General features: G+C 68.7%; 11 protein-coding genes. All 11 read left to right on the forward strand.

All coding sequences use genetic code 11. The features are described 5' to 3' along the window. The first annotated feature begins 80 nt into the window (after positions 1 to 80). The 11 genes from rplL to G6038_RS28590 all read left to right on the forward strand — a co-directional run bounded on the left by rplL (position 81) and on the right by G6038_RS28590 (position 11,445). A complete protein-coding gene (rplL, locus tag G6038_RS28540) occupies positions 81 to 467 on the forward strand; it encodes a 50S ribosomal protein L7/L12 (RefSeq protein WP_165041998.1) in 387 nt (128 codons plus the stop codon). Between the two features lie 317 nt (positions 468 to 784). Further along, positions 785 to 1,882 (forward strand): ABC transporter ATP-binding protein, encoded by a 1,098-nt coding sequence (locus G6038_RS28545; RefSeq protein WP_165042000.1) that lies wholly within the window; start codon positions 785 to 787, stop codon positions 1,880 to 1,882. Positions 1,883 to 1,890: 8 nt separating this feature from the next. Beyond that, on the forward strand, positions 1,891 to 2,691 hold the full coding sequence (locus tag G6038_RS28550; RefSeq protein WP_165042002.1) for an ABC transporter permease: 801 nt from the start codon (positions 1,891 to 1,893) through the stop codon (positions 2,689 to 2,691). A gap of 4 nt (positions 2,692 to 2,695) precedes the next feature. Next, the gene (locus G6038_RS28555) at positions 2,696 to 3,556 is read left to right on the forward strand and encodes an ABC transporter permease (RefSeq protein WP_165042004.1); all 861 of its coding nucleotides are present in this window, start codon (positions 2,696 to 2,698) and stop codon (positions 3,554 to 3,556) included. Continuing rightward, positions 3,553 to 4,920: an MCE family protein gene (locus tag G6038_RS28560; protein ID WP_165042005.1), complete on the forward strand. Its 1,368-nt coding sequence runs from the start codon at positions 3,553 to 3,555 to the stop codon at positions 4,918 to 4,920. Before G6038_RS28555 ends, G6038_RS28560 begins: the two co-directional genes overlap by 4 nt. Next, entirely contained in the window at positions 4,917 to 5,996 is a 1,080-nt protein-coding gene (locus G6038_RS28565) for an MlaD family protein (RefSeq protein WP_165042006.1), read from the forward strand. Before G6038_RS28560 ends, G6038_RS28565 begins: the two co-directional genes overlap by 4 nt. Continuing rightward, positions 5,993 to 6,988 (forward strand): MCE family protein, encoded by a 996-nt coding sequence (locus G6038_RS28570; RefSeq protein WP_165042008.1) that lies wholly within the window; start codon positions 5,993 to 5,995, stop codon positions 6,986 to 6,988. Before G6038_RS28565 ends, G6038_RS28570 begins: the two co-directional genes overlap by 4 nt. After that, positions 6,988 to 8,238: an MCE family protein gene (locus tag G6038_RS28575; RefSeq protein ID WP_165042010.1), complete on the forward strand. Its 1,251-nt coding sequence runs from the start codon at positions 6,988 to 6,990 to the stop codon at positions 8,236 to 8,238. The genes G6038_RS28570 and G6038_RS28575 overlap by 1 nt, the downstream gene beginning before the upstream one ends. Beyond that, complete coding sequence (locus tag G6038_RS28580; RefSeq protein WP_346772944.1) at positions 8,235 to 9,515, forward strand: MCE family protein; 1,281 nt, start codon at positions 8,235 to 8,237, stop codon at positions 9,513 to 9,515. Before G6038_RS28575 ends, G6038_RS28580 begins: the two co-directional genes overlap by 4 nt. Further along, positions 9,515 to 10,762, forward strand: coding sequence for an MlaD family protein (locus G6038_RS28585; protein WP_165042014.1), 1,248 nt, complete (start codon positions 9,515 to 9,517; stop codon positions 10,760 to 10,762). Before G6038_RS28580 ends, G6038_RS28585 begins: the two co-directional genes overlap by 1 nt. A gap of 98 nt (positions 10,763 to 10,860) precedes the next feature. Further along, the gene (locus tag G6038_RS28590; protein WP_165042016.1) at positions 10,861 to 11,445 is read left to right on the forward strand and encodes a hypothetical protein; all 585 of its coding nucleotides are present in this window, start codon (positions 10,861 to 10,863) and stop codon (positions 11,443 to 11,445) included. The last annotated feature ends 123 nt before the right edge of the window (positions 11,446 to 11,568 follow it).

Below are 11,568 nucleotides of genomic sequence, written 5' to 3' on the forward strand. Positions count from 1 at the left end.
CACCCACCCCGCGCGCCCCGGCGCGCATCCCATCCGGTCGCGGATCAGCGACATGGGATCCACAAGGAAGGACCGCCACCATGGCGAAGCTCACCACCGAAGAGCTGCTCGACGCGTTCAAGGAACTGACCCTCCTCGAGCTCTCGGAGTTCGTGAAGGCCTTCGAGGAGACCTTCGAGGTCACCGCCGCCGCTCCGGTCGCCGTCGCCGCCGCCGGTGCCCCGGCCGCCGCCGCCGAGGCCGAGTCCGAGCAGGACGAGTTCGACGTCATCCTCGAGGGTGCCGGCGAGAAGAAGATCCAGGTCATCAAGGTCGTCCGTGAGATCGTCTCGGGCCTCGGCCTGAAGGAGGCCAAGGACCTCGTCGAGGGTGCTCCGAAGCCGATCCTGGAGAAGGTCGCCAAGGATGCCGCCGACGCTGCCAAGGCCAAGCTCGAAGAGGCCGGCGCCAAGGTCTCCGTCAAGTAGGACGAACCCGGCTGCCCGACCGCACCGCGGTCGAGCGCTTCGGCAAGGCCGCTGCCCACGGATTCACGTCCGTGGGCAGCGGCCTTTTCGCGCATTCGTGACCGGTTTGCCGAGCGCGCGGAAACCATCCGCGCTAAGTTGACGTCGTGCCGCACGGGGACGGCATAAGCGCAGGTCATCCCCCCGATCGAAGGGGGTTGTGTCCGAGTTGACCTGTGTTCTTACTCGCTAGTAGGATCCCGTGTCACAGGTAACACTTCGATGCGCTACAGTGACGCAATCCACAGTGGGGAACAGCATCGAGCCGTGCGGAGGTAATGGTGGGAGTCGAAGTAGCTGTCGAGGGGTTGACGAAGTCCTTCGGGTCTCAGCGGATCTGGCAGGACGTGACGTTGACGCTGCCGGCGGGTGAGGTGTCGGCGCTGCTGGGTCCGTCGGGCACGGGCAAGTCGGTGTTCCTCAAGTCGCTGATCGGTCTGCTGCGGCCGGAGCAGGGCTCGATCGTCATCGACGGCACCGACATCCTGCAGTGCTCCTCGAAGGAGCTCTACGAGATCCGCAAGCTGTTCGGGGTGCTGTTCCAGGACGGTGCGCTGTTCGGATCGATGAACCTCTACGACAACGTCGCGTTCCCGCTGCGCGAGCACACCAAGAAGTCCGAGTCCGACGTCCGCAAGATCGTGATGGAGAAGCTCGAGCTCGTCGGTCTGCTCGGCGCCGAGGACAAGCTGCCCGGCGAGATCTCCGGCGGCATGCGCAAGCGTGCCGGGCTGGCGCGGGCGCTGGTGCTCGATCCGCAGATCATCCTGGTCGACGAGCCGGACTCGGGTCTGGATCCGGTGCGCACCACCTACATCAGCCAGACGCTGATCGACATCAACGCCGAGATCGACGCGACGATCCTGATCGTCTCGCACAACATCAACCTGGCGCGGACGGTGCCGGACAACATCGGCATGCTGTTCCGCCGGGAGCTGGTGATGTTCGGTCCGCGCGAGGTGCTGCTCACCAGTGACGAGCCGGTGGTCAAGCAGTTCCTCAACGGCACGATGATCGGGCCGATCGGGATGTCCGAGGAGAAGGACGAGGCGACGATGGCGCAGGAGCAGGCCCTCGTCGACGCCGGGCACCACGCCGGGGGTGTGGAGGACGTCGAGGGCATCGTTCCGCAGATGAAGGCCACCCCGGGGATGCCCGAGCGGCAGGCGGTGTGGCGCCGGCAGGAGCGGGTGCGGCACATCCTGCACACCCTGCCCGAGGCCGCCCAGCAGGCCATCCTCGAGTCCTTCGAGGAGACCGCGGGGACGCGCGCCGCGCCGGCCTACTCCGAGCATTCCTTCCGCGACGACGACACGCAGGTCATCCCGGCGTACCCCGGTGACGGGTACGACGAGTCCGCCCGACACAGAAGCTAGGAGCACACATGGGGGTCGGATCGGGCACCAGCTCGTTCGTGCGTCCGATACACGGTGCACTCACCCAGGCCGGAAACATCGTCGAGTTGTTCGTCGACGTCGTGCGGAACACCTTCCGCCGGCCCTTCCAGTTCCGCGAGTTCATCGAGCAGGCGTGGTTCATCGCGAGCGTCACGATCCTGCCCACCGCCCTCGTGGCAATCCCGTTCGGCGCTGTGGTCTCGCTGCAGACCGGATCGCTGATCAAGCAGCTCGGCGCGGAGTCGTTCACCGGTGCCGCCAGCGTGCTGGCCGTGATCCAGCAGGGCAGTCCCATCGTGACCGCGCTGTTGATCGCCGGTGCGGCCGGCTCCGCGGTCACCGCCGATCTCGGATCACGCACCATCCGCGAGGAGATCGACGCCATGGAGGTGCTCGGCATCAACCCCGTGCAACGCCTGGTGGTCCCGCGCGTGCTCGCGATGGTTCTCATCGCGCTGCTGCTCAACGGACTCGTGTCCGTCGTCGGCATCGCCGGCGGCTACTTCTTCAACGTGATCCTGCAGGGCGGTACCCCGGGCGCCTACCTGGCGTCCTTCTCGGCCCTCGCCCAGCTGCCCGACCTCTACGTGGCCGAGATCAAGGCGGCGATCTTCGGTGTCATCGCCGGCGTCGTCGCGGCCTACAAGGGCCTGCACCCCGGTGCCGGACCGAAGGGCGTCGGCGAGGCCGTCAACCAGACCGTCGTCATCACCTTCCTCCTGTTGTTCTTCGCGAACCTGATCCTGACGATGGTGTACCTGCAGGTCGTTCCGGCGAAGGGATCCTGACTCGATGACAATCGCAAAGGGCCGCGGAGACGTCGTCTGGCTCCGCGGGCGCAGAATTGTGCGCGCTCCTCTCGACATGCTGGATCGGGCAGGCGACCAGATGTCGTTCTACGCGCGGGCCATCGCCTGGACCCCGCGCACACTCGTCCACTACCGCAAGGAGGTGCTGCGGCTGCTCGCCGAGGTCACCTTCGGCAGCGGCGCGCTCGCCGTCATCGGCGGCACCATCGGCGTCATCGCCATGATGTCCGGTTTCACCGGCGTCGTCGTGGGTCTGCAGGGCTACGCCGCCCTCGAGCAGCTCGGCTCCTCGGTGCTCACCGGCTTCCTGTCGGCGTACGTCAACACGCGCGAGCTCGCCCCGATCGTCGCGGCGCTGGCGCTGTCGGCGACGGTGGGCTGTGGCTTCACCGCCCAGCTCGGGGCGATGCGGATCAGCGAGGAGATCGACGCACTCGAGGTGATGGCGGTGCCGTCGGTGCCGTTCCTCGTCACCGCCCGGATGATCGCCGGTTTCGTCGCCGTCATTCCGCTGTACATCATCGGCTTGCTCGCCGCATACCTCGCGACACGCGTGATCAGCACCATGTTCAACGGGCAGTCGTCGGGTTCGTACGACCACTACTTCAATCTGTTCCTGCCGCCCGAGGACGTGCTGTACTCCTTCGGGAAGGTCCTCGTCTTCGCCTTCTTCCTGATCCTCATTCACTGCTACTACGGCTTCAACGCCAGCGGGGGTCCCGCGGGCGTCGGCGTGGCCGTCGGCCGTGCGGTGCGCACCGCGATCGTCACGATCGCCGTGCTCGACTTCTTCCTCAGCCTCGCCATCTGGGGCACGACCACGACCGTGAGGGTGGCCGGATGAACTCGACACCCTCGACCCTCAAGCGGAGGGTTCTCGGCCTGCTGTTCTTCGTCGTGCTGGGTCTGTTCCTGTTCGTCACCATCGCGATGTACAACAAGACGTTCAAGAAGGTCGTCGAGGTGGACCTCGTGACCGACGAGGTCGGCAACGCGCTGCCGATGAACGCGGACGTGAAGGTGCGCGGGCTGATCGTCGGCGAGGTCCGCGGCACGTCGGCCGAGAGCGGGACGGTGACCGTGCATCTCGCGCTCGAACCGGACAAGGCCGGCCTGATCCCCGCGAACGCGACCGCACAGCTGCTGCCGAAGACGTTGTTCGGCGAGCGTTACGTCTCGCTGATCCTCCCGGACCGGCCGGCGCGCCCGCTCCAGGCGGGGGACACCCTGATGCAGGACACGAGCGCCGAGACCGTCGAACTCGGCGAGGTGCTCGACGGGCTGCTGCCCCTGCTGGAGGCCATCCCGCCGCAGGACCTCGCGAACACCCTCGGCGCTTTGGCCCAGGGGCTGAGCGGCCGCGGTGAGACCCTCGGGCAGACCGTGGACCGGCTCGAGCAGGTGTTCCGCGAGGTCAACGTGGAGCTCCCCGCCGTGCAGGAGGATCTGCGCGGGCTCGCGGACTTCTCCCAGACCTACTCCGACGCCGCGCCCGATCTGATCAGCGCCCTCGACAACCTGCGCACCACCGGCAACACCGTGGTGGAACAGGAGAACCAGCTCGAGACGCTGCTCGTCACGGCGACGGGGGCGTCGTCGGCGACCGCCGGGCTGCTCGAGCAGAACGCCGGTTCGATCATCAGCATCGCCGCCGACTCCAAGCAGGCCCTGCAGTTGCTGGCGCGGTACTCGCCGTCGTACCCGTGCATGCTGAAGGGCTTCGCCGACGCGGCGCCCGCGGCTGCCGGCGTGCTCGCGGCGGACGACCCGTTCCCCGGCGTCCGGGCGAGCATCCAGTTCGTCAATCCGAAGGGCCGGTACCTGCCGAACCAGGACGAGCCGCGCCTGCTCGACACTCGCGGCCCCACCTGCTACGACAACGTCACGGCCCCGGGCCGGTTCTTCCCGCAGTACCCCGGCGGCTCGGTCAACGACGGCTCCTACCAGGTGCCGTCCCGCAACCCGGGCCCGGAGACCATGTCGTACTTCCCGGCCCCCGAGGGGTCCGGGGTGCCGGACGACGTCGGCGAGCTGATCGGGACGACCCCGGCGACGACGCAGGTCTCGTACACCGGGTCGCGTGCCGAGCAGGACGCTCTCGGCGTCGTGTACGCGGAGGCGACGGGCATCGCGCCCGAGGACGTACCGACCTGGACGACGCGCCTGGGCGCGCCCGCACTGCGTGGAACGGAGGTGAGCTTCCGATGAGAGGCCTGGCTGCACCGCTGATCAAGCTGATCGTCTTCGCCGTGGTCACGATCGTCGCCACCGGAATGCTCGCGGCGACCATCGCGAGCCTCGGCGGCGGCGGTGGCACGAAGTTCCACGCGATCTTCACGGACGTGACATCGCTCAACGAGGGCGACGACATCCGTATCGCCGGCGTCCGCGTCGGCCAGGTCGAGAAGATCGAGATCGTCGACCGGCGCGAGGCGCGCGTGACGTTCTCGATGTCCGACCGGGACTGGCTGCCCGCCGCGACGACCGCGACGATCCGCTACCGGACGCTCGTCGGCCAGCGCTACATCGCCCTCGACCAGGGCGAGGGCATGCAGGGGATGAAGCTGACCGACGGCGACACCATCCCGCTGGAGCGCACCAAGCCGGCCGTGAACCTGACCACCCTGTTCAACGGCTTCCGGCCCCTGTTCCAGACCCTGAGCGCCGAGGACGTCAACACGCTGTCGTCGCAGATCGTCCAGGTGTTCCAGGGCGAGGCCGGGACCATCGACGACCTGGTGCGCACGACGGCGAGCCTGACCAACACGATCGCCGACAAGGACCGGGTGATCGGCGCGGTCATCGACAACCTGAACTCGGTGCTCACCAACATCAACGAGCGGGACGAGCAGCTCGACTCGTTGCTCGTCAACACGCAGGCGCTGGTCAGCGGACTGGCCGCCGACCGCGACACGGTGGGTGCGGCCGTGCAGTCGCTGGCCGGACTGACGGACGCGACGGCCGATCTGCTCGAGCCGACCCGGCCGGCGATCGCCGGCTCCGTCACGGCGGTGCAGCAGCTCGGGGCGAACCTGAACAGCAACCGCGACGCGGTCGACGAGGTCCTCGCCACCCTGCCGGTCAAGCTCGAGAAGCTGGGCCGGGTCGCGAGCTACGGATCGTGGTTCCAGTTCTATCTGTGCGGCATCGACGTGATCGCCGGGCCGGGTTCGGTTCCGTACCTGAACCTGCCGACCGGCCTGCCCACGGTGAACCAGCCGATCTACACCAACGCCGCCAAGCGGTGCACGCAGGACGGGATGCAGGAGTTGCAGGGACGATGAGCAGACGTCGCAGTCCGGCCGTGTCCGGCGCCCTCGGAATTCTCGTGGTCCTGTTGGCCACCCTGTCGGCGTTCTTCCTGGATTCGCTGCCGATCATCGGGGCCGGCGCCACCTACCGCGCGGAGTTCACCGAGGCGGCCGGCCTCAAGCCCACCAACGAGGTGCGCATCGCCGGGGTCAAGGTCGGCCAGGTCACCGACATCGAGCTCGACGGGGACCGGGTGCTCGTGTCGTTCAAGGTCAAGGACGCCTGGATCGGCAACGACACCTCGGCCTCGATCCAGATCAAGACCATCCTCGGCCAGAAGTACCTCGCCCTCGAGCCGCGGGGCACCGAGGTGCTCGACCCGGACGATCGGATCCCGTTGTCGCGCACCGTCGCCCCGTACGACGTGATCGAGGCGTTCTCGTCCGCGGCGACCACCCTGGGCGAGATCGACTCCGAGCAGCTGGCCACGAGCTTCGACACCCTCTCGGAGGCGTTCTCGCAGACACCGGACGACATCCGGGCCTCGCTCGACGGAGTCACCCGGCTCTCGCAGACGGTGGCGAGCCGGGACCAGGAGCTCAAACGGCTGCTCGAGGCGACCGGCCGGACGTCGCAGATCCTCGCCGACCGCAACGCGGAGTTCAACCGGCTGATCAGCGACGGCGCCCTGCTGATCGCGGAACTCAACAACCGGCAGCAGGCCATCTCGCAGCTGCTGACGGGCACGCAGCGCCTGTCTGCCGAGCTGACCGGCCTGGTCCGCGACAACGAGGCGACGATCGGCCCGGCGCTCGACCAGCTGCGGGGCGTCGTCCAGATCCTGCAGGACCGCAACGACGATCTGGACCGGGCGATGAAGCTGTACGAGCCGTTCGTCCGGCTGTACTCGAATGTCGTCGGCAACGGCCGCTGGTTCGACCAGGTCGTCGTGAACCTCATTCCGCCCGGATTGCCCGAGATCCCCGGATACCGCGATCCGGTTCGCACGTTGGGAGAGAACTGATGTCGCATGCCGAGTCCGGTGGCGGCTCACGGCGCGGACCGATGGTGCTGCTGATCGCCGCGATCACCGCGGCCGTGGTGCTGATCGCCGGGGTGCTGTGGTGGGTCTTCAACCGCATGGGAACCACGGAGATCACGGCGTACTTCGACAAGGCCGTCGGTGTGTACGAGGGGTCCGACGTCCGGGTCCTCGGCGTCGAGGTCGGCAAGATCACCGCGGTCGTCCCCGAGGGGGACCAGGTGCGAGTGGACATGCGTGTCGACCGCGGCGTCGACATCCCCGCCGACGCCAAGGCCGTGCAGATCACCCCGTCGGTCGTCGCGGACCGCTACGTGCAGCTCGCCCCGGTGTACACCGGGGGCGAGACGATGGCCGACGGCGCCGTCATCCCGCGGGAACGGACCGCCACCCCCGTCGAGGTGGACCAGCTGTACGCCAGCGTCGACGAGCTGTCGCGGGCGCTCGGTCCCGAGGGTGCCAACAAGGACGGGGCACTGACGCGCTTCGTGGAGACCGGTGCCGAGAATCTCGAAGGCAACGGTGCCGCGCTCGGCCAGACCATCGAGCAGCTCTCCGCGGCGTCGCGCACGCTCAACGAGTCGCGCGGCGACCTGTTCGGCACCATCGAGAACCTGCAGATCTTCGTGTCCGCGCTGGCGGCCAACGATCAGCAGGTACGTGAGTTCAACGCCCAGCTGTCGGACCTGTCGGGTTATCTGGCCGGCGAGCGGGAGAATCTCGGGCTCGCGCTGAACCAGCTGTCGGAGTCGCTCGGGGTGGTCGCGCAGTTCGTGAACGACAATCAGGCGGCGTTGAAGGACAACGTGGACGCTCTGGTCCCGGTGACGAACAACCTTGCCGCCAACCGGGATTCACTGGTGAACTCGCTGACCCTGCTGCCCCTGGCGGTGAGCAACCTGGTCAACTCCTACGACGCGGAGTCCGGGTCGCTCGCCTCCCGCCTGGTGGTGACCGACCTGCAGGATCCGGCGGGCGTGATGTGCAAGCTCATCGATCTCGGTCGGCTCGTGCCGGGCGACCCGAGGTTCGAGCAGCTGGGCCGGCAGATGCAGCCGCTGATCGATCAGTGCTCCGGCCTCGCCGAACAGATCACCAACGACATCCGGACCCCGGATCTGATCCTGCCGTTCGGTGTGCTCAGCGGCGAGAACATCCAGAGTCGGGTGGTGCCCGGCACGGTGCCCGGTGTCGAGTCACCGCGCCTGGACCTGGAGAGGGGCGGACAGTGAGACGCTCGGTGATACTCGGTGCCGGGGCCTGCGTGACGGCCCTGGCGGTGTCGGGGTGCGGCGGGGCCGCGAGCCTCCCCCTGCCCGGTGGTGCGGACGTCGGCTCGGACCCGATCCACGTGACCGTGCAGTTCGACGACGTGCTCGACCTCGTGCCGCAGTCGACCGTCAAGGTGGACGGCGTGCCCGTCGGCCGGGTGGAGACGGTCTCCGTCGGTCCCGACGGGTGGACCGCCGACGTCGGGATCGTGGTCGACTCGGCGGTGGAGCTGCCGGCCAACGCGTATGCCGCGGTGGAGCAGACCAGCCTGCTGGGCGAGAAGTTCGTCCAGCTCACTCCGCCGCCGAGCGACCCGTCGAGCGAACTGCTCGCCGACGGTGACGTCATTCCGCTGGACCGGACCCGGCACGCCACGGAGCTCGAACCCGTACTCGGTGCACTCTCGCTGCTGCTCAACGGCGGCGGCGTCGGCCAGTTGCAGCCGGTGGTCGAGGAGCTGTCCACCGCGTTCGAGGGACGCGAAGGCACCACGAAGAGCCTTCTGCAACAGGCGGATCGACTCATCGACGGTCTCGACCAGCAACGCGACGACATCACCCGCGCCCTCGACGGCCTCGACGTGCTCACCGTCCGGGTCGCGGAACAGAACGATCGTGTCGCGGCGATCCTCGACGACCTGCCGGTGGCCACCGCGGTGCTCGAGCAGCAGCGTCCCCAGCTGACCGAGCTGCTCGTCCAGCTCGACCGGCTGGGAACGGTGGGCACCGACGTGCTCGACCAGTCCAAGGAGGACCTGATCGCCGACCTGCTGGCCCTGCGCCCCACGCTGCAGCAGCTCGCCGCGTCCGGCGACGATCTGGTGAAGGCGCTGCCGTTCATCCCGACGGTGCCCTTCCCGGACGGGGTCGAGAGGATCGCCCTCGGTGGCTCGGTGAACCTGTTCCTCGCCGTGGACATGCAGATCGGGGACGCGCTGGCCTCGCTCGGCGTCGGACAGGGTGAACCGGTCTACCGGCAGCCGAAGTTCGGCGAGCCCAAGCCCGTCGTGGATCCGTCGAACCCGTACTACAACGGCAACGGGCCGAGACCGGGCTGGCCGACGGTTTCGCTGCTGCCGGTGCTGCCGGCGCCGAGGCTGCCCGTGGGACTCGAACTGCCGCCGGGGGTGACGCTGCCCGGTCAGCCGGCCGCGGCGGCGGACACCGGTGACGGCCCAGCGCCGGCCAATCCGCTGGAGGGCCTGTTGAACCAGCTCGGAGTCGGGGGAGGGCGATGATGAGATCGCGAATGCTGCGGATACAGCTGGTCGCGTTCGTGGTGATCGCGCTGCTCGGGGTGGTGTTCGTCGGTGCGCGGTACGTCCGCCTCGACAACCTGCTCGGGTTCGGGCAGTACACCGTCCACGCACGGTTCGCCGATTCGGGCGGCATCTTCACCAACGCCGAGGTCACCTACCGGGGTGTGTCGGTGGGCCGGGTCGGCGAGCTCGGCCTGACCGAGGACGGCATCGACGTCACGCTGCTCCTCGACAACGGCGGGCCGCAGATCCCCGCATCCACCCGTGCCGTGGTGGCGAACCGGTCGGCGATCGGCGAGCAGTACGTCGACCTGCAACCGGATACCGACGAGGGTCCCTACCTCGAAGAAGGATCGGTCATCGGGCAGGACGTCACCGACGTGCCCGTGCCCGTGCAGGACCTGCTGGTGAGCACGAACGCGCTCGTCCGGTCGGTGCCGGTGGACTCGCTGCGCACGGTGGTGACCGAACTGGGGGCGGCGTTCGACGGCCGCGGCGGCCAGCTGCAGACCCTCGTGGACTCCCTGGCCCAGCTCAGCGAGGCCGGAGTGCAGTACCTGCCGCAGACGGTGTCGCTGATCCGCGACAGCCGGACGGTGCTCGACACCCAGTCGGTGCAGGCGTCGGCGATCCGGCAGTTCAGCGCGGATCTCGATCTGGTGACCGCGCAGCTGCGCGACAGCGACCCGGACGTCCGTCGCCTCCTCGAGACCGGGACGGCGGCGAGCGAGGAGCTCACGCAGCTGGTCGCGGACTCGGGCCCCGGCCTGACGGCGAACCTGACGAACCTGGCGCTGCTCGGCGACAAGCTCGGCCCGCAGGCCGTCGCGTTGCAGCCCCTGCTCGCGTTCCTGCCGGCCGTGGCGGCCAGCGCCGGGACGGTGGCCCCCGGCGACGGCGCGGTCCGGCAGGGCATCCTGTTCGAGACGAACAACCCGCCGTCGTGCACCCTCGGGTACGAGGGCACTCAGGCGATCCTCGACGAGATGCAGCGCCGGGATCCTAACTTCGACGACACCCAACAGGACTTTCCGTTCAACACGGAGGCGTCCTGCGAGGCCCCGCAGGGCAGCGTCACCGGCGTGCGGAGCGCGAACCGGATCGTGTTCGCCGACCCGGCGACGATCCAACCGTGGGACTTCACGCCGAAGCAGGATCCGGACAAGCTCAATCTGAATCCGATCGCGACGCAGCTCGCGCCGTTGCTCGGAGTCACCCCGAAGTAGGTAAGTAGGTTGGTGCAGTGACCGCAGACACGACGTCCCGTCCCCCGCAGACGGCGGGGGCGGGCGGCGACAAGATTCGCAGGATCGTCCTGGCAGTAGTGGGCGTGCTGGCGGTGATCGCCCTCGTGGCGGCCGCCTGGTTCGGCTTCGGATGGGGGCGGGCCCTGCTCGCCGACCGCCCGACGGCCGATGCGCGGGACGCCGCTCTGTCCGGGGCGATGCAGGCCGCGATCAACCTCAACAGCGTCGACGCCGCGGACGTCGACCGGTCGATCGAGAACATGCGTTCGTCGATCACCGGTGAGGCCCTGAACAACGACCTGGCCGCGACGGAGCAGCAGATCCGTCAGCAGGTGGCGCAGACGGGCACGGGCATGTCGGCGAACGTGCTGTTCGGCTCCCTGACGGCGCTGGACACGGACGCGAACACGGCGAACGCCCTGATCGTCCTGGCGGTGAAGACCACCTGGCCCGACAACTTCGTCGAGAACAAGGTCACCGTGAACGTGGCGATGCGTAAGGACGGCGACGTCTGGAAGGCGGAGACGATCCAGCCGCTGGACTCGGTGCAGCTCGGCGGCGGCCCCGCGGAAGGAGCGCCGCAACCCGCGCCGCCGGCCGATCCCGCGCCCGCACCGGCCGATCCCGCGCCGGCCGATCCCGGATCCGCCGAAGGCGAGTGAGCCATGAAGGAGAGTGTGTAGTGCCCCCGCAGCGTCGCAAGCCCAATCCGGCCGGCCCCCCGAGGGGCCGACGGCCCAAGATCGCGGGGACGGGCCGGACCCCGGCTGCGGGCGGTGCCGCCC

It is taken from the genome of Rhodococcus sp. 14C212 (genome assembly GCF_011058195.1).
GTDB classification, from domain to species: domain Bacteria; phylum Actinomycetota; class Actinomycetes; order Mycobacteriales; family Mycobacteriaceae; genus Rhodococcus; species Rhodococcus aetherivorans.

Excerpts from the sequence above, each read along its gene's own strand:
- rplL (WP_165041998.1), top strand. The coding sequence starts at position 81 with ATGGCGAAGCTCACCACCGAAGAGCTGCTCGACGCGTTCAAGGAACTG.
- G6038_RS28545 (WP_165042000.1), top strand. The coding sequence starts at position 785 with ATGGTGGGAGTCGAAGTAGCTGTCGAGGGGTTGACGAAGTCCTTCGGG.
- G6038_RS28550 (WP_165042002.1), top strand. The coding sequence starts at position 1,891 with ATGGGGGTCGGATCGGGCACCAGCTCGTTCGTGCGTCCGATACACGGT.
- G6038_RS28555 (WP_165042004.1), top strand. The coding sequence starts at position 2,696 with ATGACAATCGCAAAGGGCCGCGGAGACGTCGTCTGGCTCCGCGGGCGC.
- G6038_RS28560 (WP_165042005.1), top strand. The coding sequence starts at position 3,553 with ATGAACTCGACACCCTCGACCCTCAAGCGGAGGGTTCTCGGCCTGCTG.
- G6038_RS28565 (WP_165042006.1), top strand. The coding sequence starts at position 4,917 with ATGAGAGGCCTGGCTGCACCGCTGATCAAGCTGATCGTCTTCGCCGTG.
- G6038_RS28570 (WP_165042008.1), top strand. The coding sequence starts at position 5,993 with ATGAGCAGACGTCGCAGTCCGGCCGTGTCCGGCGCCCTCGGAATTCTC.
- G6038_RS28575 (WP_165042010.1), top strand. The coding sequence starts at position 6,988 with ATGTCGCATGCCGAGTCCGGTGGCGGCTCACGGCGCGGACCGATGGTG.
- G6038_RS28585 (WP_165042014.1), top strand. The coding sequence starts at position 9,515 with ATGAGATCGCGAATGCTGCGGATACAGCTGGTCGCGTTCGTGGTGATC.